The following is a 21,187-nucleotide window of genomic DNA, read 5'->3' on the forward strand; positions in this document are numbered from 1 at the left end:
CTGCGACAGACAACGACGCAGAAACAACAACGCCCCGCAATGCGGGGCGTTGTTTTGCAGCTAAGCGGGAGGCTTAGGCGTCGCTGTCAGCGGCGGCCTTGTAAGCGGTCGCATCCAGCAGCTTGTCCAGCTCGCTGGCGTCGCTCGGCTTGAGCTTGAAGAACCAGCTGCCGTACGGATCGCTGTTGACGCTTTCGGGGCTGTCGGCCAGGCCGTCGTTGATCGCGATCACTTCACCGGAGACCGGTGCATAGATGTCGGACGCGGCCTTGACCGATTCCACCACCCCGGCTTCCTGACCGGCATTCAGGGTCTTGCCGACTTCCGGCAGCTCGATGAACACCACATCACCCAGGGCTTCCTGAGCGTGATCGGAAATGCCAACGGTAACGCTGCCATCGGCTTCCAGGCGCGCCCACTCGTGGCTGGCGGCGTAACGCAGATCGGCGGGGATATTGCTCATGTGTCGTTCCTCATCTGACATGACGGCGACCACGCCGTCATGGAAATTTAGCAGGCCTTGGCCATACCGAAAGAAAGTCTTTAAAAACCTGACGCACCGTTACAAACCGGGGCGTTCTCGACCATCCATGGCCAGCTCAAGGCTTAGATAAGCGCCTTGCCGTTACGCACGAAGGTCGGTTTGACCACTCGCACCGGGTACCACTTGCCGCGAATCTCCACCTCGGCACGCTCCTGGGTCGCAGCCGGGACGCGGGCCAGGGCGATGGATTTGCCCAGGGTCGGCGAGAAGCTGCCGCTGGTGATCTCGCCTTCGCCCACCCCTTCAACCCGCACCACCTGATGCGCACGCAGCACGCCGCGCTCTTCCAGCACCAGACCGACGAGCTTGGAGGCGACACCTTCGGCCTTCTGCTTTTGCAGCGCGGCACGGCCAACGAAACCACGGCTGGCCGGCTCCCAGGCGATGGTCCAGGCCATATTGGCGGCCAGCGGGGTCACACTTTCGTCCATGTCCTGGCCGTACAGGTTCATCCCGGCTTCCAGGCGCAGGGTGTCGCGCGCGCCAAGACCAATCGGGGAAATCCCGGCACCGACCAGTTCATTGAGGAAAGCCACCACTTCGCTGGCCGGCAGCATGATTTCCAGACCGTCTTCGCCGGTGTAGCCGGTGCGGGCGATAAACCACTCGCCATCGGGCTGGCCTTCGAAGGGCTTGAGGCTCTGAATCAGGTTGGCGCGGGACTGGCTGACCAGCTCGGCAGTCTTGCTGCGTGCCTGGGGGCCTTGAATCGCCAGCATCGCCAGTTCGGCACGCTCTTGCAGCTGCACGTCAAAATCGACGCTCTGCAGGCGCATCCAGGCCAGGTCCTTGTCGCGGGTCGAGGCATTCACCACCACGCGGTAACCGAAGTCGGTGAGGTAGACAATCAAATCATCCACCACCCCGCCCTGCTCGTTGAGCATGCCACTGTAGAGGGCTTTACCGATGCTTTGCAGGCGCTCGATGTCGTTGGCCAGCAGGTGTTGCAGGTAGGCCTTGGCCTGGCTGCCACTGACATCCACCACGGTCATGTGCGACACATCGAACACCCCGCAGTCGCGACGCACCTGATGGTGCTCCTCGACCTGCGAGCCATAGTGCAACGGCATGTCCCAACCGCCGAAGTCGACCATCTTGGCACCCAAAGCGAGGTGCAGGTCATAAAGCGGTGTGCGCTGTCCCATAAGTGTCTCCTTGCGGGCTGGGCAGTGCAGCGGCAACCTGGCTGAGCCCACATAATCGGGCACTGGCACGGGCTATCAAGATGATCGGCCGCTGCGAATGGCGCGCATTGTAGCCGCAACACCGGGGGCGGTCATCTTGGTCTTGGCTGTACTGAAGGAGCCTGGCGGGTTACGCCGCTACGCAGCTAACCCACTCTACCCGTGGCGCCGCGCCGAACGGCGGATCAGCAGAATCACCGGCAGCAGGCCGACCAGTACCAGAGTCAGGGCCGGCAGTGAGGCGCGCGCCCACTCGCCTTCGCTGGTCATTTCAAATACTCGCACCGATAACGTGTCCCAACCGAACGGACGCATCAACAGGGTGGCGGGCATTTCCTTGAGCACATCGACAAACACCAGCAGCGCTGCCGACAGCGCACCCGGCACCAGCAGGGGCAGATAGACCTTGCAGAACAACCCAACACCGCCGACACCCAGGCTGCGCGAGGCTTCCGGCAAGGAGGGGCGAATACGCGCCAGGCTGTTTTCCAGTGGGCCGTAGGCCACCGCCATAAAGCGGATCATATAGGCCAGCAGCAACGCCGACAGACTGCCGAGCAGCACCGGCTTGCCTGCACCACCCAGCCAGCTGGACAGCGGAATCACCAGCTCGCGGTCCAGGTAACTGAACGCCAGCATGATCGCCACCGCCAGCATCGAACCCGGCAAGGCATAACCGAGATTGGCCACACCGACGGTGCCGCGCATCAAACGGGTCGGGGTCAAACGGCGAGAGAACGCCAGCAGCAAAGCCACGCTGACGGTGATCAGCGCCGCCATCGCGCCCAGATACAAGGTATGCAGAATCAAGGCGCTGTAGCGCTCATCCAGATCGAAACGGCCGCGCTGCCAGAACCAGACGATCAGCTGCAGCAGCGGGATGACAAAGCCGCAGGCGAACACCAGGCCGCACCAGGCACTGGCGGCCAGCGCCTTGCCGCCCTTGAGGTGATACAGCGCCTTGCCGCGCGGCCGCTCATTCACCGGGCGTACCGCACCACGGGCGCGGCGTTCGCCGTAGAGCACCAGCATCACCGCCAGCAGCAGCAGGCTGGCCAGCTGGGTGGCGCTCGTCAGGCTGTAGAAGCTGTACCAGGTCTTGTAGATCGCCGTGGTAAAGGTGTCGAAGTTGAACACCGCCACCGCACCGAAATCCGCCAGGGTTTCCATGATCGCCAGGGCCAGGCCCGCACCAATCGCCGGTCGCGCCATCGGCAAGGCGACGCGCCAGAACGCCCGCCAGGGGCTCAGACCAAGTACCCGCGCCGCTTCCATCAACCCTTTGCCCTGGGCCAGAAAGGCATTGCGTGCAAGCAGGTAGACGTAGGGGTAGAACACCAGCACCAGAACGATGATCACCCCGCCGGTGGAGCGCACCCGGGGAAAGCGCACAGCGCTGCCGAACCACTCGCGCAGCAGGGTCTGCAACGGGCCGGCGAAATCCAGCAGGCCAACGAACACGAACGCCAGCACATAAGCCGGAATGGCAAACGGCAGCATCAGCGCCCAGTCCAGCCAGCGTCGCCCGGGGAACTCGCAGAGGCTGGTGAGCCAGGCCAGGCTGACGCCAAGCAGCGTCACACCCACGCCCACGCCGAGCACCAGCACCAGGGTATTGCCGAGCAGACGCGGCAACTGGGTTTGCCACAGGTGCGCCCAAATCTGCTGGTCGACCTCGTGCCAGCTGAACATCAGCACGCTCAGCGGTAGCAGCACCAGCAAGGCAACGGCAAAGACGATGGGATACCAGCGGCGCTGGGCAGGATGGGCCACGCAGAGTCCTCTACAGCGGAAAAGACAACGCCCCGCAAAGGCGGGGCGTCGGCAGTATAAAGCCAGCGCGTTGCAGGGTGGAAAACCGTGACGGCTTTTCCACCTGCGGCTTAGCCCTGGCTCAGTTCCAGCCAGCGCGGTCCATCAGCATGGTCGCTTCGGCCTGACGCTTGCCGGCCACTTCGGTGGCGATCGAGTCAGCCTTGAAGCTGCCCCAAGCAGCAACTTCCTTGGACGGTGCGACCGCCGGATTGGCCGGGAACTCCTGGTTGACGCCGGCGAAGATGGTCTGCGCCTCTTCGGTGGTCATCCACTCCAGCAGCTTGCGCGCGGCTTCGGCGTTTGGCGCGTGCTTGGTCACACCGGCACCGGCCAGGTTGACGTGCACGCCACGGTCGTTCTGGTTCGGCCAGTATGGCTTCACTTTCAGGTCAGGCTGCTGCTGGTGCAGGCGGCCGTAGTAATAGGTGTTGGTGATGCCCACATCGCACTGACCAGCGTCGATGGCCTGCAGCAGCGCGGTGTCATCGGCAAATACGTCGGTGGCCAGGTTGTTGACCCAACCCTTGACGATTTCTTCGGTCTTGGCCGCGCCATGGGTTTCGATCAGGGTGGCGGTCAGCGACTGGTTGTAGACCTTCTTGCTGGTACGCAGGCACAGGCGGCCTTCCCAGTTTTTGTCAGCCAGGGCTTCGTAGGTGCTCAGCTCGCTCGGTTTAACCCGCTCGGTGGAATAGAAGATGGTCCGCGCGCGCAGCGACAGGCCGGTCCAGCTGTCGGTGCTGGAGCGGTACTGCGCGGGGATATTGGCGTTAATCAGCTCGGACTTAGTTGGCTGCAGCACGCCTTCCTGCTCGGCTTGCCAAAGGTTGCCAGCATCGACGGTGATCAGCAGGTCAGCCGGAGTGTTGGCACCTTCGGCTTTCAGGCGGGCGATCAGCGGCGCTTCTTTATCCGTGATGAACTTGACCTTGACCCCGGTTTTCGCGGTGTAGGCGTCGAATACCGGCTTGATCAGCTCGTCGATACGCGAGGAATAAACCACCACTTCATCGGCGGCCTGCGCAGTGCTGGCCAACGCGGTGAGAGAGAGTGCGGCGAACAAGCCTTTGCTTACCTGCATGGAGAATGCCTCTTGGTATAGACGAGTTAAGGTGCCAAATACTAGTGAATGGCATTTAGGTTCTCAACTCGTTATCCATTTAAACCTGTAACAAGTGTCTTCAGCCCACGCCATGCATCGTGGGCTGAAGCCGGAACGTCAGGCCACCGCCTGCTGTGCGGCCAACTGCTTGGCTTGCTCACGCAAGACAAACTTCTGCACCTTGCCGGTGCTGGTCTTTGGCAGACTGGTAAACACTACGCAGCCCGGCACCTTGAAGCGCGCCATGCGCTGCTGACAGAAGGCGATCACTTCCTCGGCCGTCAATTCGGCACCCGGCTTGAGAGTGACGAAGGCGCAGGGGGTTTCGCCCCATTTGGCGTGGGCCATGGCCACTACGGCGGCTTCAAGGATCTGCGGATGGCGATACAGCACGTCTTCCACCTCGATGGAGGAGATGTTTTCGCCACCGGAGATGATGATGTCCTTGCTGCGATCCTTGATCTCGACATAACCATCGGCATGCCACACCGCCAGATCGCCGGAGTGGAACCAGCCGCCGGCAAAGGCCTCAGCGGTAGCGGAGGGGTTCTTCAGGTAGCCCTTCATCACCACGTTGCCGCGCATCATGATCTCGCCGATGGTTTGGCCATCTTTCGGCACCGGTTGCAGGGTATCCGGGTCGGCCACCATCAGGCCGTCGAGCAGCGGAGCACGCACGCCCTGGCGGGATTTCAGGCGGGCGCGCTGCTCAGGGGTTTCGCTGTCCCATTCGCTTTTCCACTCGCAAGCCACGCTGGGGCCGTAGGTTTCGGTCAGGCCGTAAACGTGGGTGACGCGAAACGCCAGGGCTTCCATGGCTTCGATCACCGCAGCGGGTGGCGCGGCGCCGGCGGTCAGTACTTTGACCGGCTGGGTCTTTAGGGCTTTTAGGGCGTCATCGGCATTGGCCAGCATATTCAGCACGATGGGCGCACCGCAGAAATGGTCGACGCCGTGCTCGGCAATCGCCGGGTAGATGGCTTCGGCACGCACGTGGCGCAGGCACACGTTGACCCCAACATAGGCGGCCAGCGCCCAGGGGAAGCACCAGCCATTGCAGTGGAACATCGGCAGCGTCCACAGGTACACCGGGAAGCGGCTCATGTCCCAGCACATGGCATTGGACAAGGCATTCAAGTGCGCACCGCGGTGGTGATAGACCACGCCCTTGGGGTTGCCGGTGGTGCCGGAGGTGTAATTGAGGGAGATCGCCTGCCACTCGTCCGCCGGCAACTGCCAGGCATAGCCTGGGTCGCCTTCGGCCAGCAGCGCCTCGTACTCCAACTGGCCGATCAGTAGACCATCGGCATATTCCGGGTCGTCAATGCCGATCACCAGCGGCGGCTGCGGTAAGTGGCCGACCACGCGCTGGGCCAGCTCGCCGAACTCCTTGTCCACCAGCAGCACCTTGGCCTCGCCGTGCTGCAGGATAAAGGCGATGGCTTCGGCATCCAGGCGGGTGTTGATGGCATTCAGCACCGCGCCACACATCGGCACGCCGAAGTGCGCTTCGAACATCGCCGGGCCGTTGGGCGCGATCACCGCCACCGTGTCGCCCAGGCCAATGCCGCGTTGGGCCAGGGCCGAGGCCAGACGAATACTGCGGCTGTAGGTTTCACCCCAGGTCTGGCGCAGGCTGCCATTGATCAGCGCCAGGCGTTGCGGATAGACGCTGGCGGCGCGCTCAAGAAAGCTCAACGGGCTGAGCGCCTGAAAATTAGCCGCATCGCGGGGCATGCCGTATTCGTAGGGATTGACGCTGTGCATTGTTGTTCTCCAGCTGGGCGTTGTGCGCAGAGACCATAGCAGCCGTAAGGTTTTTGCGATGCGCTACCTTGGTCGAAACCGTGACTTACAAGTCAGCAATCACGTCAGCATAGGCATCCGAACAGCCATGCTGGGCGCTTGATCGCGGCGTAATAACTGCCGCAGAGCGCTTCAGCCTGTGTGACAAGCCTTCATAGCTTTATCTCGGTTTGTCTGGCGCCCTCTTTTCAAGGAGTTATCGAGTGACTTCACGTTTACCTGTGATCGTTGGTTTTGGTGGCTATAACGCGGCCGGGCGCAGCTCCTTCCACCACGGTTTCCGCCGTACCGTAATCGAGTCGATGGACACGCCGGCGCGCCAGCAGACCCTCGCCGGCCTGGCGGTGATGATGAGGTTGGTCAAGGTAGTTGATGGCGGCTATCAGGATGACGCAGGCAATATCCTGAGCCTGGCCGAGATCGACAGTCGCTTCGCCGAGCAGATTCTCGCCTCGACCCTGGTGCGCCGCATCGAGAAGCAGCACCTGGATGTCGACGCCGCGCACTGGCAAAAAACCATCGATATCAGCGCCACCGCCGGTCAGCCGCTGAGCTTTATCACCCTGCGCAAACACCTGCCCGAGCCGCTACCGAGCGACTGGACGGTGGACGAGCTGAACGCCAGCGAAGTGCTGGTGACCCTGCACGACAACTGCGAATTCAAGGTCGACAGCTACCGCGCCCTGCCGGTGAAATCTGCCGGCCAGCTGCCCACAGGCTTCGAGCCGAGCGAGTTGTACAACGCGCGCTTCCATCCGCGCGGTCTGGCCATGACCATCGCCGGCGTCACCGATGCGCTGCGCGCCACCGGCATCGATTGGCAAACCATCATGCAGCACGTGGCCCCCGACGAAGTCGCGGTGTTCTCCAGCTGCATCATGAGCCAGCTTGACGAAAACGGCTTCGGCGGCCTGATGCAGTCGCGCCTCAAAGGCGGCCGCGTCACCGCCAAGCAACTGGCCCTGGGCCTGAACACCATGTCGGCGGACTTTATCAACGCCTATGTGCTGGGCAGCGTAGGCACCACCGGCGCCATCACCGGCGCCTGCGCCACCTTCCTCTATAACCTGCAGAAGGGCATCGAACAGATTGCCAATGGCAAAGCGCGGGTAGTTATCATCGGCAGCAGCGAAGCGCCAATTAATCAGGAGTGCATCGAGGGTTACGGCGCCATGGGCGCGTTGGCCACTGAAGATGGCCTGCGGCAGATCGAAGGCAAGGATGCGGTGGACTTCCGTCGCGCCAGCCGCCCGTTTGGCGAAAACTGCGGCTTTACCCTGGCTGAAGCCTGCCAGTTCGTCGTGCTGATGGACGACGCCCTGGCCCTGGAGCTGGGCGCAGATATCCACGGCGCGGTGCCGGATGTATTTATCAACGCCGACGGCTTCAAGAAATCCATTTCTGCCCCCGGCCCGGGCAACTACCTGACCGTGGCCAAGGCCGTGGCCAGCGCCGTGCAACTGCTGGGCATCGACGCGGTGCGCGAGCGCAGCTTCGTGCATGCCCACGGCTCCAGCACCCCGGCCAACCGAGTGACCGAATCGGAAATCCTCGACCGCATCGCCAGCGCCTTTGCCATTGAGCAGTGGCCGGTCACTGCAGTGAAAGCCTTTGTTGGCCATTCCCTGGCCACCGCCAGTGGCGACCAGGTGATCTCCGCCCTGGGCAGTTTCAAGTACGGCATCATCCCCGGCATCAAGACCATCGACGCGGTGGCCGACGACGTGCAGCAGCAGCACCTAAGCTTCGCCACCACTGACCGCGCCCGCGCGCCCGAGCAACTCGACGTCTGCTTTATCAACTCCAAGGGTTTTGGCGGCAACAACGCCAGCGCCCTGCTGCTGGCGCCGCATGTAGCCGAACGTATGCTGCGCAAGCGCCACGGCGAAGCGGCCTTTGCCGCCTACCGGCAACGCCGCGAAGCCACGCGCACTGCCGCCCAGGTCTACGACGCGAAGGCGCTGCTGGGGGATCTGGGGATCATTTACAACTTCGGTAACGACCTGATCGACGACCAGCAGATCGAGATCAACTGCGAGCAGATCAAGGTGCCGGGCTTTGCCCAGCCGCTGCTGTTCAAGAAGGATGAACGCTACGGCGATATGCTCGACTGAGCACCAGTGATGGGTTGGCCTGCGGCTAACCCATCCTACGGGCTTAATCCAACGCACGCGCCAGCTGAATCAGCTCGGCGCGCCAGGCAGCAGCCGATGGCAAGGCCAGAAAGTACGGGTTAAGCAAGGATTCGCGCGCCTCATAGGTCAGCGCCTCGCCCTTGAGCGTCAGCACTTCACCACCCGCCCCTTCCAGCACACCCTGCGCCGCGGCGGTATCCCACTGCGAGGTCGGCGCCAGGCGCGGGTAGCAATCGGCATTGCCTTCGGCCAGCTGGCAGAACTTCAGCGAGCTGCCGACACTGGCCAGTTGCAGATCACCAAAGCGCTCACTCAAGCCGGCCAGCAGCGCCTCCTGCGCTGGGCTGGAATGACGACGGCTGGCTACCAGGGTAAAGGCCTCCTGCGGGGCCAGACGCACGCTGATCGGCTCAGCCTTGCCCGCTTTATCCTCTCGCCAGGCGCCCAGACCGAAACCACCGTAATAACACTGACCGGTGGCCGGAATGCCAACTACACCGAAGACCACGCGGCCCTGCTCGATTAGCGCGACGTTAACGGTGAACTCCTCGGAGCCGGCGATAAATTCCTTGGTGCCATCCAGCGGATCGACCAGCCACCAGCGGCTCCACTTCCCACGCTCGCTCAGGGCAATATCGGCCGCCTCTTCAGACAGCACCGGAATATCAGGCGCCAGAGCCAACAGGCCATCGTTAAGAATATGGTGCGCGGCCAGATCGGCGGCGGTCACCGGCGACGCATCAGCTTTTTCATTCACTGTCACATCGGCGCGCCAGAACGGCAGCGTCGCCGCGCCGGCCTGGCGCACCAGTTCAATCACAGCGGGGATCAGTGGATGGCTTATGGCTTGGCTCATAGTTTGAAGATGCCACGCTGAGTCAGTACATCGCGGGCCAGGTACAACGCAGCCAGGGCGCGACCTTCGGTAAATTGCGGATGCTGGATCAGACTCGACAGCTCGCGCAGGCTGGTCTGGTCGACGCGCATCGGCTCCGGCTCATCGCCGGGCAGGCGTTCTTCATAAAGATCCGAGGCCAGTACCACCTGAATCTTCTGGCTCATATAGCCCGGCGACAGGCTCAGCTCGGCCAGCAGCTCAAGCTGGCGCGCACCAAAACCGGCTTCTTCCTTCAACTCGCGGTTGGCCGCCACCAATACGTCCTCACCGGGTTCGATCAGCCCTTTGGGCAGCGACAGCTGATAGTCATCGGTGCCGCCGCAGTATTCCTCGACCAGCAGGGCGTGCTCGTCATCGACCATCGCCACCACCATCACCGCGCCATAACCTGCGCCCTTGCCCACCAACCGCTCATAGGTGCGCTCTACGCCGTTGCTGAAGCGCAGTTGCAGCTCCTCAACGCGGAACAGGCGGCTGCTGGCGACGATTTCGCGAGCGAGTACAGTGGGTTTCTGACGCATGGGGCGGCTCCTGGGCAGGACATAGCGGGTTATCATAACGCGGCTTTTCCTATTATCTGCGTAGGAGATTGCGCGATCACGACGCCCAAGGCGCAAATCGCGACCGCCTGCGCATCAGCCAGAAGAACTGCGCATGCCTGCCTTGCCCTGGAACGCCATCGACACCGTCCTGCTGGATATGGACGGCACCCTGCTCGACCTGCACTTCGACAACCACTTCTGGTTGCAGCACCTGCCGCAGCGTTATGCCGAGCACCACGGCATCAGCCGCGCGCTGGCCGAGGCCGAGCTACTACCGCTGTTTCGCCAGCACGCCGGCACGCTCAACTGGTACTGCACGGATTTCTGGAGCCGCGAGCTGAACCTGTCGATTCGCGACCTCAAGCGCGAGGTGGCACACCTGATCGCCCTGCGCCCGGACGCCGACACCTTTATCCAGGCCCTGCGCCACGCCGGCAAGCAGGTGGTGCTGATCACCAACGCACACCGCGATTCGCTGTCGTTGAAGCTGGAGCGTATCGAACTGGCGCCCTACTTCGACCGGCTGATCAGTTCCCACGACTATGGCTTCCCCAAGGAAGACCAGCAGTTCTGGCACGCCCTGCAACAGGACATCAGCTTCACGCCTGCGCGTAGCTTGTTTATCGATGACAGCCTGCCGATCCTGCGCAGCGCCGGGCGCTTTGGCGTCGGCCAGCTGCTCGCCGTGCGCCAGCCCGATAGCCAGGCGGGGCCGAAGGACACCGAGGAGTTTGCCGCCGTGGAGGATTATCGGGAGTTGTTGCGCAACCTGGATGGGAGCAAATGATGATTGGTGGGAGGAGCATTAACCGCGGCAGTCGCGGCTCAAGCCCCTCCCACAATGGCGCTCTACTCTGGAATACGCAGCACCTGACCCGGATAGATTTTGTCCGGGTGGCTGAGCATCGGCTTGTTGGCTTCAAAGATTTTCGGATAGGCATTGGCGTTGCCGTATTCGGCCTTGGCAATCGCGCTCAGGGTGTCGCCCTTCTTCACTGTGACAAAGCGCGCCGCCGGTGCCGGCGTGGCCACGCTGATATGGTCTTCCACTTCGGCCACACCGGCGACGTTACCCAGGGCCAGGAGAATTTTCTCCTTCTCTTCCTGGCTGGCAACTTCACCGCGGGCGATGACTTTCTCACCTTCGACGCTGACCTGAATATTCGGATTACCCAAACCCACCTTGGCAACGTGCGCCGTCAGCGACTCGGCCGCCTGGGCCTCCTGGCCAACCAGCGACTCCCAGAGTTTGGTACCGGCTTCTTTGACAAAGGCAAACAGACTCATAAGGCTTCCTCGTGATTCCTTGGAAAGTGACCGGGCGGTGCTGCCCGGAGCCAGAAGTCTAGACCCTGATTCGTGACAAAGGTGCCACACCCTGCGCTGTCGCTGCAGGCCGCGCCATAGGCCGTATTCAGCGCCAGGAAGCGTTTCACGTCCTGCTAGAATCGGCGCAACCCAGGACATTGCAGGATTGAGCATGGATATCAAACAGCTGAAATTCCTCATCGCTCTGGATGAAACTCGCCACTTCGGCCAGGCCGCGGCGCGCTGCCATATCACCCAGCCGACCCTGTCGATGCGCCTGCGTCAGCTGGAAGATGAACTGGACCTGGAGCTGGTGCGGCGTGGCCAGCGCTTTGAAGGGTTCAGTGCCGAAGGCGAGCGCATTCTCGCCTGGGCACGCAGCCTGATGGCCGCCCACGATGGCCTGTATGCCGAAGCGGCCGCCTGCCGTGGCCAGCTGGTCGGCACCCTGCGCCTGGGTGTAGTGCCGCTGGCCGGGTTTGATCCGATGCGCCTGGTGCAGTTTTTCGCCGAGCAGCATCCTGGGCTGCGCTTTCAGTTATTTGCATTGAGCAGCGAGGAGATTCTCGAACGCCTCGGGCGTAATCAGCTCGACCTTGGCCTGTCGTATCTCGACCGCCTCAACCCTGAGCATTTCGACAGCCTGGAGCTGGCCGAAACGCGCATGGGTCTGTTGTATGACCGCCGGCATTTTCAGTTCACCCGCCCGGCGCTGCGCTGGGAAAGCCTGATCGACCTGCCGCTGGGCCTGCTCTCGGCCGGCATGCATTTTCGCCAGTCGATCGACCACAGCTTTCGCTCCCGTGGTCTGACGCCCAATCCACGGCTGGAAACCGATGCCGTGCATCAATTGCTGCAAGCAGTCAGCGCCGGGCTGTGTTGCGCGATCATGCCGCTCAACGGCGGCCTGGCCGAGTTCACCGAACACCTGGCGCTGACGCCCATCGAAGACGCCCACACCCTCGCCCCGCTGGGCCTGATCCTGCGCCGCAGTGCGCCGCGCTCGGCCCTGGCCGAGGCCTGCTTTGCCGAAACGCACAAGCTATTAGCCGCTGATACAGGCTGAAAGGCCCAGACTTGAAGCCTTGATAGACAGCGTCGATTGCAAGATCAGTAACAGCGATTAGACGCACCCGGCACAGCGGCCTAGGCTGGCGCTATTGCCTCTCTGCCGGGAAGCCAGTCCATGCCACGTCACGTCCCTGCCACCATCAAAGATACCGCCCCAGTACTGCTGCCAGCGCCCACTTACAGCTATGTCGAACTGGCGGACGCACAGCAGGATGGCACTGCAGCGCTGGCCACAGAAGCGGCACTGGCAATCAGCTACAACGGCATCAGCCACAGCGTGATGATGGTTTCGCCCAGCGACCTTGAGGACTTTATCTACGGTTTCAGCCTGAGTGCCGGCCTGATCGATAGCTTCGATGATATCTACGATATCCGCCTGCAGCAGCATGACAGCGCCATTAGTGCAGAGGTGCAGGTCAGCAACCGCGCCTTCTGGGCACTCAAGCAGCAGCGCCGCACCCTGGCCGGCAACAGCGGCTGCGGCCTGTGTGGGGTCGAGGCGCTGGAACAGGCCCTACCGCAGCTGCAAAGCCTGGCGCCCAGTTCGTTGCCCGCGGCGGCCCATCTGCAGGGCCTGCGTCAGCGCATTCATACCGTACAGACCATGGCCCGCCATAGCGGCGCAGTACATGCCGCGCTGTTTGTCGATGCTCAAGGGCAGATCCGCCTGTGCCGCGAGGATATCGGCCGGCATAACGCCCTCGACAAGCTGCTCGGCGCCCTCCATCGCGACGGTGAAGACCCGCGCCAGGGATTTGCCGTGGTCACCAGCCGCTGCAGCCTGGAGCTGATTCACAAGGCGCTGCGCGCCGGTATTGGCACCCTGGTCAGCCTGTCGGCACCGACCAGCCTGAGCGTGCAATGGGCGCGCCAGCACAACCTCAATCTGATCCATATTCCCCAGCAGAGCGCGCCACGGGTCTACAGCCCAGCAGCCGCGCCCGGAGTCGCCCAGTCATGAGCCTGCAACCGATCAATCCACGCTATCAACCGTACAAAGGCGCAGCCGCCGGCTGGGGTGCGCTGCGCAGCGTGACGCACTTCTGGCTGGACAGTAAGCAGCCGTTCAAGAACCTCCGCGCCCTGCTCAAGACCAATCAGCATGGCGGCTTCGACTGCCCCGGCTGCGCCTGGGGCGACTCGCCGGAAGACGGGCGGATCAAGTTCTGCGAGAACGGCGCCAAGGCGGTCAACTGGGAAGCCACCAAGCGCCGCGTGGACGCGGCCTTCTTCGCCCGTTACAGCGTCAGCCAGCTACGCGAGCAAAGCGATTACTGGCTCGAATACCAGGGCCGCCTGACCGAACCGATGCGGTATGACGCTGCCAGCGATCACTACCGGCCGATCAGCTGGGGCGCCGCCTTCGCCCTGATCGCCGAGCATCTGCAGGCGCTTGAAAGCCCCAACCAGGCCGAGTTCTACACTTCCGGCCGCGCCAGCAACGAAGCGGCCTACCTGTATCAACTGTTCGTTCGCGCCTTTGGCAGCAACAACTTTCCCGATTGTTCGAACATGTGCCACGAAGCCAGCGGCGTGGCCCTCGGGCAGAGCGTCGGTGTAGGCAAGGGCAGCGTGACCTTCGCCGACTTCGAGCACAGCGATGCGATCTTCGTGCTTGGGCAGAACCCCGGCACCAACCACCCGCGCATGCTCGAACCGCTGCGTGAGGCGGTCAAACGCGGCGCGCAGGTGGTGTGCTTTAACCCGCTGAAGGAGCGCGGCCTGGAACGTTTCCAGCATCCGCAGCACGCCCTGGAAATGCTCAGCAACAGCTCTGAACCGTTGAACACCGCGTTCTTCCGCCCAGCCCTGGGTGGTGATTTAGCCGCCCTGCGCGGCATGGCCAAGTTCCTGTTGCAGTGGCACCGCGAAGCGCTGGCCCAGGACGAGCCGGCGGTGTTCGACCTGGCCTTTATCGCTGAACATACGAATGGCGTGGATGCCTACCTGGCGTTGCTGGATGCCAGCAGCTGGGAATCGCTGGTCGAGCAATCCGGCCTGAGCCTGGATGAGTTGCAGCATGCCGCCCTGCTCTACCGCCGTGCCGAGCGGGTGATCATCTGCTGGGCCATGGGCATCACCCAGCACCACAACTCGGTGGCGACCATTCAGGAAATCGTCAACCTGCAGCTGCTGCGCGGCAACCTTGGGCGGCCCGGTGCCGGCCTGTGCCCGGTGCGCGGCCACAGCAACGTGCAGGGCGATCGCACCATGGGCATCAATGAGCGCCCGTCGGCGGCCTTTCTCGATGCGCTGGAGCAGCGCTTTGACTTCCAAGTGCCGCGCGCGCAGGGCCACAACACCGTCGAGGCGATCAACGCTATGCTCGACGGTAAGGCCAAGGTGTTTATCGGTCTGGGCGGCAACTTCGCCCAAGCCACTCCGGACAGTCCGCGCAGCCATGCCGCCCTGAGCCGTTGCGCGCTGACCGTGCAGATCAGCACCAAGCTCAACCGCAGCCACCTGACCACCGGAGCCAACGCGCTGATTCTGCCGTGCCTGGGCCGCACCGACATCGACCTGCAAGCCGGCGGCCCGCAAGCGGTGACCGTGGAAGACTCGTTCAGCATGATCCACGCCTCTTACGGCCAACTCGAACCACTGTCGGCGCAAATGCGTTCGGAGCCGGCGATCATTGCCGGTATCGCCAAGGCCACCCTGGGCAACCATCCGGTCGACTGGGACGCACTGATTGCCGATTACCGGCGCATCCGCGAGCTGATTGCCGAGACTATTCCCGGCTTCAGCGACTTCAACCAGCGCCTACAACACCCCGGTGGCTTCTACCTGGGCAACGCCGCTGCCGAACGACGCTGGCTTACCGCCAGCCACAAGGCCAATTTCAAGGCCAACCCACTGCCTGCCGACCTGCTGCCGCCGCAAGTGCGTAGCAGCGGGCAAACGCCGGACCTGATCCTGCAGACGTTGCGCTCTCATGATCAGTACAACACCACCATCTATGGCCTGGACGACCGCTACCGTGGAGTCAGGGGCCAGCGTCAGGTGTTGTTTGCCAACGAAGCCGACATTCTGCGCCTGGGCTTTCAACCGGGACAGCAGGTCGACATCCAGTCGATCTGGGATGACGGCATCGAGCGCAAGGTCGAGGGCTTTACCCTGCTGGCCTTCGACATACCTGCCGGCCAGGCCGCCGCCTACTACCCGGAAGCCAACCCGCTAGTGCCGCTGCAGAGTTTCGGTACGGGCAGCTTTACCCCGACCTCAAAATACGTGGCGATTCGCCTATACGCTCATCAGGCCGCTGAGCGCATTCTTTGAACGGATCTGTGGCAAGGATCACAACGGCGACCAGCGGCAGGGAATTTTTCGGCAAACCGCCCTCTAAGACTGTGCGCGGACAAATCATCCTTTAGAAACAAAGGCCTAGCTCCGCACACCCATTTAGTCGAGAAGGTCTGCCGTATGCGTACATTAGTTTCTGCGCTGCTATTCAGCGCCCTGGCTTCGCCCCTGGCCCTCGCGGGCGATACCGGCAAGGTCGCCATCGGCGGCGGTATTGGTGGCGCCCTGGGTAACGTGATCGGTCAACAGGTCGGTGGCAGCACCGGCGCGGCGATTGGCGCAGGCTTAGGTGGTGCAGCCGGCGGGGTGATTACCGCCCGCGACGGCAACAAGACCGAAGCAGCCCTAGGCGGTGGCCTCGGCGCGGCCGGAGGCTCGGTACTCGGCAACAAGGTCGGCGGCAGCACCGGTTCAACCATCGGCGCGGGCCTCGGCGGCGCGGCCGGTGGCGCGCTGGCCAATGAATACGCCGGTGGCAGCGAACGTGATCGCGGCCATTACCACGGCAAGAAACACAAGAAGTATAAAAAGCACAAACACCGCTAAGTGCCGAATGCTGACAGCAAAAAGCCGCCTAACAGCGGCTTTCTTGTTTATGTGGGAGCGCCTGACGGCACGCCACTCAAGTGCCGCTACGCAGTCGGTTCCACCAGCAGCACCGTCAGCGCCGCCCGCAGGTTCTCGGGAATGCTCACCGGGCGGTTGCTGCTGCGGTCGACGAAGACATGCACAAAGCGCCCGGCGGCGCAGGCCTCATCTTCACCAGCCTTGAACACCGCCAGCTCGTACTGCACCGAACTGTTGCCCAGCTTGCCGACCCGCAGGCCGATCTCGATACGCTCGGGGAAGGCAATCGAGGCGAAGTAATCGCAGCTTGAGCTGACGACAAAGCCCACCACCTCACCGTTATGAATATCCAGGCCGCCGACTTCGATCAGGTAGGTGTTCACCGCGCTGTCGAAGAAGCTGTAGTAGGTGACGTTGTTGACGTGGCCGTAGACGTCGTTGTCATGCCAGCGCGTGGTGATCGGCTGGAAATGCCGGTAATCGCCGCGCAGGTGTTGGGGTTGGCTCATCGGTAATCCTTGTAATGGGCGAGATTCGGCAAGCGTCGCGGCTAAAGCCCCTCCCACAAGCGCGCGGTACTCCGTGGGAGGGGCTTTAGCCGCGAAACGCGGTCAATAGGCGACTTGATAGATAGCCAAGGCATGGGCCTCAGTCATTTCCCGCGGGTTGTTCACCAGCAGGCGCTGTTGCTGCATGGCGTCGCGGGCCAGGGTCGGCAGCATGTCTTGCGGCACACCGGCATCACGCAGGCGCGTAGGCAGGCCGCTGCGTACGCTGAAGTCGGCCAGTGCGCCGATCAACTGCTCGGTCTGCTGCAACGCACTACCTGCACGCAGCTGATCGCCCAGCACCAGCGGTGCCAGCTCGGCATACAGCGGCGCGGCCGCATTGGCGTTGAAGCCCAACACATGCGGCAGCACCAAGGCGTTACTCAGGCCGTGGGGAATATGGAAATGCCCGCCCAGCGGATAGGCCAGCGCATGCACCGCTGCCACCGGCGCATTGGCAAAGGCCTGGCCGGCCAGGCAGGAGCCCAGCAGCATGGCCTGACGCGCCTCACGGTCAGAACCGTCATGCACCACCTTATCCAGATTACCCGCCAGCAGGCGCAGCGCTTCGCGGGCCAGCAGGTCGGACAACGGGTTCTTTTTCAACACACTGGTGTAGGCCTCGATGGCGTGCACCATGGCGTCGATTCCGGTGGCGGCAGTCACCGCCGGCGGCAAGCCGAGGGTCAGCTCGGCATCGAGCAGGGCCAGGTCCGGCAGCAGCAGCGGCGAAACCACACCCATCTTGGTGGTTTCACCGGTAGTGATGATGGAAATCTGCGTGACTTCCGAACCGGTACCGGCGGTGGTCGGCACCAGAATCAGCGGCAGGCGCTGCCCACGGGCATTGCCAACGCCATACATCTGCGCCAAAGCCTGGCTGCACTCGGGATGCGCCAGCAGCGCCACCAGCTTGGCCACGTCCATCGAACTGCCGCCACCAAAACCAATGATCAGCTGCGCCTTGAGCGCCCGAGCCTGTTCAACCGCTGCCAGCAGAATGGCCTCGGGTGGGTCGGCGACCACCTGATCGAACACCTCGACGGTCAGCTCGGTGCGGGCAAAACCTGGCAGCACCTCGTCCAGCAGGCCGAGCTTGCTGATGCCCGGATCGGTGACGATCAGCACCCGTTGCGCGCCGCGCTCACGGCACAGCTCGGCCAGACGCCGGGACGCACCGATCTCGCAGAGAATCTGCGCCGTGGTGGCAAAGCTAAAGGGCAGCATGGGGTGGTCCTCTTGTTGTAATTTTTGGCGCGCGCAGCAGCGTGGCTGGTGCCCACGCTACGCCTTTCGGTCAGAAGGCGAAACTCGCCTCATCCATGGCCATCAGGCAGTCGGCACCGCCCAGCAGGGACTCGCGATGGGCGCTGGCCCGTGGCAACACCCGACGCAGGTAGAAGTCGGCGCACTGCAGCTTGGCCTGGTAGAACGCGGCTTCGCCACTACCCTTCTCCAGCGCATCCTGTGCCCGCGCCGCCGCCTGCAGCCAGAAACCGGCCAGCAGCACATAGGCCGAATACTGGAGGAAATCCACCGACACCGCGCCGATCTCCTGCACATCGCGCTGGCTGGCGGCAATCACTGCGCTGCTCAGCTCGCGCCACTCGCCCAGACGCGTCTGCACGCTCTTGGCCATCTCGGCCAATGCCGGACGCCCAACCTGGGCATCACACAGCGCGCTGAACTCGGCCTGCAACGCCGACAGTTCGGCACCGCCGTCGCCGAGCACCTTGCGGCGGATATAGTCCAGCGCCTGAATGCCGTTGGTGCCCTCATACAGCTGGGTAATGCGACTGTCGCGCATCAGCTGCTCGATACCCCACTCGCGGATAAAACCGTGGCCGCCGTACACCTGCACCGCATGGCTGGCGACCTCCTGGCCCATATCGGTGAAGAAGGCTTTGACGATCGGGATCAGCAGTGCCGCGCGCTTGCCGGCGGCCTTGCGCGCGGCGGCGTCCGGGTGAGCATGTTCCAGATCAAGCTGGCGCGCGCAGTAGACGGCGAGCATGCGGCTGCCTTCGACCAGGCTCTTCTGCGTCAGCAGCATGCGCCGCACATCGGGGTGAACGATGATCGGGTCGGCCGCCTTGCTTGGCTCGGCAGGCCCACTCAGCGCGCGGGATTGCAAACGCTCGCGGGCATAGCGCAGCGCACCCTGGAAGGCCGCTTCACCTATCCCCAAGCCCTGCAAACCGACCTGAAAGCGCGCGTCATTCATCATGGTGAACATGCAGGCCAGGCCTTGGTTGGCTTCCCCGATCAGCCAGCCGGTGGCGCCGTCGAAGTTCATCACGCAGGTGGACGCGCCCTTGATACCCATCTTGTGCTCGATGGCCCCGCAGGACAGCGCGTTGCGCTCGCCCGGTGTGCCATCGGCCGCAGCGATAAATTTCGGCACCAGCAGCAGGCTGATGCCCTTCACCCCGGCCGGCGCATCCGGCAGACGCGCCAGCACCAGGTGGATGATGTTTTCCGACAGGTCCTGCTCGCCGCCGCTGATAAAGATTTTGCTGCCGCTGACCTTGAAGCTGCCGTCCGCCTGCGGCTCGGCCTTGGTGCGCAGCAGGGCCAAATCGGTGCCGGCCTGCGGCTCGGTGAGGCACATGGTGCCGGTCCATTGGCCGCTCACCAGCTTGTGCAGGTAGGTGGCTTTCAGCGTTTCGCTGCCATGTTTGTACAGCGCCAGCACCGCGCCTTCGGTCAGCCCGGAATACACGCGGAATGACAGCGAAGCGCCCATCAGCATCTCGTGGAAGTTGCACGCGAGCATCTGCGGCAGCGCCTGACCGCCGTACGCGCTCGGCCCGGTCATGCTCGCCCAGCCGTTATCGACATATTGCTGATAGGCCTCGACAAAGCCGTCCGGCGTGCGCACCTGGCCATCACTGAGCTGGCAGCCCTGCTCATCGCTGTGGCGATTCAGCGGCGCGACCACCTCGGCGGCGTAACGCGCGCCCTCTTCCAGCACGCCGTCGATCAGCTCGCGGTCAAGGCCGTTGCCGAGCAGCTCGCAGTGGCCGCTGATATCGAACAGTTCGTGCAGCACAAAGCGCATATCGCGCAGCGGGGCCTGATAACTCATACCCGGCCCTCCTGCATGTCGGATACCCGCACGTCGGCAAAGCGCTGGCCGCTGCTGGCCAGTTTTTCAATCAGGCGTGCCGGCAGCCAGTGCTCACCGAACGCCGCCTGCAGCGCCTTCAAGCGGTCATGAATCGCCGCCACACCCTGGCTGTCCGCCCAGTTCATCGGCCCACCCTTGTCGGCCGGGAAACCGTAGCCATTGAGGTAGACCAGATCGATGTCGTGGCTGTTGGCGGCGATATTCTCTTCAAGAATCTTTGCCCCCTCGTTGACCAGCGCCAGCAAGCAGCGTTCGAGGATTTCCTCGGGGCCAATCTCGCGGCGCGTGAACCCCAGTTGCTCGGACACCTGCAGCACCAGCGCATCCACCTCAGGGTCATGCTCGGCCTGGCGGCTGCCTTCGGCGTAGCGGTAATAGCCCATGCGCGCCTTCTGGCCGAACCGGCCGAGGCCGCACAGGCGGTTATCCACCTGCACCGCCGGATCATCCTGTCCCTTGCCGGCCAGCTCGCGGGCACGCCACTCCAGGTCGATACCCACCACGTCGTACATGCGGAACGGGCCCATGGCGAAACCAAAGCCCTGCAGCGCGGCGTCCACCTGATGCGGATAGGTGCCTTCGAGCAACAGCATGCGCGCCTCGCGTACATAGGTGTGCAGCATGCGGTTGCCGATAAAACCGTCGCAGTTGCCCGCCACCACGCTGACCTTGCCAATGCGCTGACCCAGGGTCACAGCTGCGTCCAGCACCGCTGGGGCGGTTTTTGCGCCACGGACGATTTCCAGCAGCTTCATGATGTGCGCCGGGCTGAAGAAATGCAGACCGAGCACGTCCTGCGGGCGCGCCGTGACGGCGGCAATCGCATCGATATCCAGCGCCGAGGTATTGCTGGCGAGGATCGCGCCAGGCTTCAGGGTGGCGTCGAGTGTGCGGAAGATCTGCTGCTTGAGTTCGAGGTTCTCGTACACCGCCTCAATTACCAGATCGGCATCGGCCAGCGCGGCGTAGTCACCCACCGGGGTGACGCAGGCCAGGCGGGCGGCCGACTGCTCGGCGCTGATCCGCCCCAGCTTGAGGTTATGGGCATTGGTCTCGGCCACCACCTGCATGGCTTGCTCGAGCATCTGCGGGTTGTTGTCCAGCCACAGCACCTGAATGCCGGCGTTGGCCAGGCTCATGACGATACCCCGGCCCATGGTGCCCGCGCCGATCACGGCGGCCTGTCGAACCTCGAATGCCTTGCTCATGCCCACTCCTCTAGTTGGTGCCGAAT

The 21,187-nt window shown here is 63.2% G+C and carries 18 protein-coding genes; 6 read left to right on the forward strand and 12 right to left on the reverse strand.

The genetic code is table 11. The features are described from left to right. Positions 1-73 precede the first annotated feature (73 nt). From gcvH to ACIN8IBEIGE_RS04870, 5 genes are all read right to left on the reverse strand, one after another. Entirely contained in the window at positions 74-463 is a 390-nt protein-coding gene (gene gcvH / locus ACIN8IBEIGE_RS04850) for a glycine cleavage system protein GcvH (protein WP_090380154.1), read from the reverse strand. 143 nt (positions 464-606) lie between these two features. Beyond that, the gene (gcvT, locus tag ACIN8IBEIGE_RS04855) at positions 607-1,689 is read right to left on the reverse strand and encodes a glycine cleavage system aminomethyltransferase GcvT (RefSeq protein ID WP_160013657.1); all 1,083 of its coding nucleotides are present in this window, start codon (positions 1,687-1,689) and stop codon (positions 607-609) included. Between the two features lie 195 nt (positions 1,690-1,884). Then, the gene (locus tag ACIN8IBEIGE_RS04860) at positions 1,885-3,501 is read right to left on the reverse strand and encodes an iron ABC transporter permease (protein ID WP_160013658.1); all 1,617 of its coding nucleotides are present in this window, start codon (positions 3,499-3,501) and stop codon (positions 1,885-1,887) included. Positions 3,502-3,622: 121 nt separating this feature from the next. Further along, positions 3,623-4,624, reverse strand: a complete 1,002-nt coding sequence (locus tag ACIN8IBEIGE_RS04865) for an extracellular solute-binding protein (protein ID WP_160013659.1) — start codon at positions 4,622-4,624, stop codon at positions 3,623-3,625. Positions 4,625-4,762: 138 nt separating this feature from the next. Beyond that, positions 4,763-6,412, reverse strand: a complete 1,650-nt coding sequence (locus ACIN8IBEIGE_RS04870; RefSeq protein WP_160013660.1) for an acyl-CoA synthetase — start codon at positions 6,410-6,412, stop codon at positions 4,763-4,765. 242 nt (positions 6,413-6,654) lie between these two features. Between ACIN8IBEIGE_RS04870 and ACIN8IBEIGE_RS04875 the strand changes: the two genes are divergently transcribed. After that, positions 6,655-8,565 carry a beta-ketoacyl synthase gene (locus ACIN8IBEIGE_RS04875; protein ID WP_160013661.1) on the forward strand — a complete coding sequence of 637 codons (1,911 nt, stop codon included), beginning with the start codon at positions 6,655-6,657 and terminating at the stop codon, positions 8,563-8,565. Positions 8,566-8,608: 43 nt separating this feature from the next. On the opposite strand, the gene cysQ is transcribed toward ACIN8IBEIGE_RS04875, so the two are convergent. Together cysQ and nudE are read right to left on the reverse strand one after the other, a co-directional pair. Beyond that, positions 8,609-9,442, reverse strand: a complete 834-nt coding sequence (cysQ, locus tag ACIN8IBEIGE_RS04880) for a 3'(2'),5'-bisphosphate nucleotidase CysQ (protein WP_160013662.1) — start codon at positions 9,440-9,442, stop codon at positions 8,609-8,611. Further along, positions 9,439-10,005 carry an ADP compounds hydrolase NudE gene (nudE, locus tag ACIN8IBEIGE_RS04885; RefSeq protein ID WP_160013663.1) on the reverse strand — a complete coding sequence of 189 codons (567 nt, stop codon included), beginning with the start codon at positions 10,003-10,005 and terminating at the stop codon, positions 9,439-9,441. Before nudE ends, cysQ begins: the two co-directional genes overlap by 4 nt. 133 nt (positions 10,006-10,138) lie before the next feature. Between nudE and yrfG the strand changes: the two genes are divergently transcribed. After that, entirely contained in the window at positions 10,139-10,813 is a 675-nt protein-coding gene (gene yrfG / locus ACIN8IBEIGE_RS04890; protein WP_160013664.1) for a GMP/IMP nucleotidase, read from the forward strand. A gap of 62 nt (positions 10,814-10,875) precedes the next feature. Here yrfG and lysM read toward each other — a convergent pair whose 3' ends face one another. Next, a complete protein-coding gene (lysM, locus tag ACIN8IBEIGE_RS04895) occupies positions 10,876-11,313 on the reverse strand; it encodes a peptidoglycan-binding protein LysM (protein ID WP_160013665.1) in 438 nt (145 codons plus the stop codon). Positions 11,314-11,506: 193 nt separating this feature from the next. Here lysM and ACIN8IBEIGE_RS04900 point away from each other — a divergent pair, with 193 nt between their 5' ends. The 4 genes from ACIN8IBEIGE_RS04900 (at position 11,507) to ACIN8IBEIGE_RS04915 (ending at position 16,254) form a co-directional block, all read left to right on the forward strand. Then, complete coding sequence (locus ACIN8IBEIGE_RS04900; protein ID WP_160013666.1) at positions 11,507-12,400, forward strand: LysR family transcriptional regulator; 894 nt, start codon at positions 11,507-11,509, stop codon at positions 12,398-12,400. A gap of 120 nt (positions 12,401-12,520) precedes the next feature. Further along, a complete protein-coding gene (gene fdhD, locus ACIN8IBEIGE_RS04905) occupies positions 12,521-13,366 on the forward strand; it encodes a formate dehydrogenase accessory sulfurtransferase FdhD (protein ID WP_160013667.1) in 846 nt (281 codons plus the stop codon). Beyond that, complete coding sequence (locus ACIN8IBEIGE_RS04910) at positions 13,363-15,684, forward strand: FdhF/YdeP family oxidoreductase (protein WP_160013668.1); 2,322 nt, start codon at positions 13,363-13,365, stop codon at positions 15,682-15,684. The genes fdhD and ACIN8IBEIGE_RS04910 overlap by 4 nt, the downstream gene beginning before the upstream one ends. Positions 15,685-15,828: 144 nt before the next feature. Next, positions 15,829-16,254 carry a glycine zipper domain-containing protein gene (locus tag ACIN8IBEIGE_RS04915; protein ID WP_160013669.1) on the forward strand — a complete coding sequence of 142 codons (426 nt, stop codon included), beginning with the start codon at positions 15,829-15,831 and terminating at the stop codon, positions 16,252-16,254. Positions 16,255-16,340: 86 nt separating this feature from the next. On the opposite strand, the gene ACIN8IBEIGE_RS04920 is transcribed toward ACIN8IBEIGE_RS04915, so the two are convergent. The 4 genes from ACIN8IBEIGE_RS04920 to ACIN8IBEIGE_RS04935 all read right to left on the reverse strand — a co-directional run bounded on the left by ACIN8IBEIGE_RS04920 (position 16,341) and on the right by ACIN8IBEIGE_RS04935 (position 21,161). Beyond that, positions 16,341-16,784 (reverse strand): thioesterase family protein, encoded by a 444-nt coding sequence (locus ACIN8IBEIGE_RS04920; RefSeq protein WP_160013670.1) that lies wholly within the window; start codon positions 16,782-16,784, stop codon positions 16,341-16,343. 102 nt (positions 16,785-16,886) lie between these two features. Then, positions 16,887-18,050, reverse strand: coding sequence for an iron-containing alcohol dehydrogenase (locus ACIN8IBEIGE_RS04925; protein ID WP_160013671.1), 1,164 nt, complete (start codon positions 18,048-18,050; stop codon positions 16,887-16,889). A 70-nt stretch (positions 18,051-18,120) separates the two neighbouring features. Further along, on the reverse strand, positions 18,121-19,911 hold the full coding sequence (locus ACIN8IBEIGE_RS04930) for an acyl-CoA dehydrogenase C-terminal domain-containing protein (RefSeq protein WP_160013672.1): 1,791 nt from the start codon (positions 19,909-19,911) through the stop codon (positions 18,121-18,123). Further along, on the reverse strand, positions 19,908-21,161 hold the full coding sequence (locus ACIN8IBEIGE_RS04935; protein WP_160013673.1) for a 3-hydroxyacyl-CoA dehydrogenase: 1,254 nt from the start codon (positions 21,159-21,161) through the stop codon (positions 19,908-19,910). Before ACIN8IBEIGE_RS04935 ends, ACIN8IBEIGE_RS04930 begins: the two co-directional genes overlap by 4 nt. Between the last annotated feature and the right edge of the window lie 26 nt (positions 21,162-21,187).

This window comes from Pseudomonas sp. 8BK (genome assembly GCF_902506475.1).
GTDB classification, from domain to species: domain Bacteria; phylum Pseudomonadota; class Gammaproteobacteria; order Pseudomonadales; family Pseudomonadaceae; genus Aquipseudomonas; species Aquipseudomonas anguilliseptica.

What these genes read in the sequence shown, in the direction of transcription:
- lysM (WP_160013665.1), bottom strand. Translation starts at nt 11,313, where the DNA reads ATGAGTCTGTTTGCCTTTGTCAAAGAAGCCGGTACCAAACTCTGGGAG.
- gcvH (WP_090380154.1), bottom strand. Translation starts at nt 463, where the DNA reads ATGAGCAATATCCCCGCCGATCTGCGTTACGCCGCCAGCCACGAGTGG.
- ACIN8IBEIGE_RS04915 (WP_160013669.1), top strand. Translation starts at nt 15,829, where the DNA reads ATGCGTACATTAGTTTCTGCGCTGCTATTCAGCGCCCTGGCTTCGCCC.
- nudE (WP_160013663.1), bottom strand. Translation starts at nt 10,005, where the DNA reads ATGCGTCAGAAACCCACTGTACTCGCTCGCGAAATCGTCGCCAGCAGC.
- ACIN8IBEIGE_RS04900 (WP_160013666.1), top strand. Translation starts at nt 11,507, where the DNA reads ATGGATATCAAACAGCTGAAATTCCTCATCGCTCTGGATGAAACTCGC.
- ACIN8IBEIGE_RS04925 (WP_160013671.1), bottom strand. Translation starts at nt 18,050, where the DNA reads ATGCTGCCCTTTAGCTTTGCCACCACGGCGCAGATTCTCTGCGAGATC.
- ACIN8IBEIGE_RS04910 (WP_160013668.1), top strand. Translation starts at nt 13,363, where the DNA reads ATGAGCCTGCAACCGATCAATCCACGCTATCAACCGTACAAAGGCGCA.
- ACIN8IBEIGE_RS04865 (WP_160013659.1), bottom strand. Translation starts at nt 4,624, where the DNA reads ATGCAGGTAAGCAAAGGCTTGTTCGCCGCACTCTCTCTCACCGCGTTG.
- ACIN8IBEIGE_RS04920 (WP_160013670.1), bottom strand. Translation starts at nt 16,784, where the DNA reads ATGAGCCAACCCCAACACCTGCGCGGCGATTACCGGCATTTCCAGCCG.
- ACIN8IBEIGE_RS04935 (WP_160013673.1), bottom strand. Translation starts at nt 21,161, where the DNA reads ATGAGCAAGGCATTCGAGGTTCGACAGGCCGCCGTGATCGGCGCGGGC.
- yrfG (WP_160013664.1), top strand. Translation starts at nt 10,139, where the DNA reads ATGCCTGCCTTGCCCTGGAACGCCATCGACACCGTCCTGCTGGATATG.
- ACIN8IBEIGE_RS04870 (WP_160013660.1), bottom strand. Translation starts at nt 6,412, where the DNA reads ATGCACAGCGTCAATCCCTACGAATACGGCATGCCCCGCGATGCGGCT.
- gcvT (WP_160013657.1), bottom strand. Translation starts at nt 1,689, where the DNA reads ATGGGACAGCGCACACCGCTTTATGACCTGCACCTCGCTTTGGGTGCC.
- fdhD (WP_160013667.1), top strand. Translation starts at nt 12,521, where the DNA reads ATGCCACGTCACGTCCCTGCCACCATCAAAGATACCGCCCCAGTACTG.
- ACIN8IBEIGE_RS04930 (WP_160013672.1), bottom strand. Translation starts at nt 19,911, where the DNA reads ATGAGTTATCAGGCCCCGCTGCGCGATATGCGCTTTGTGCTGCACGAA.
- cysQ (WP_160013662.1), bottom strand. Translation starts at nt 9,442, where the DNA reads ATGAGCCAAGCCATAAGCCATCCACTGATCCCCGCTGTGATTGAACTG.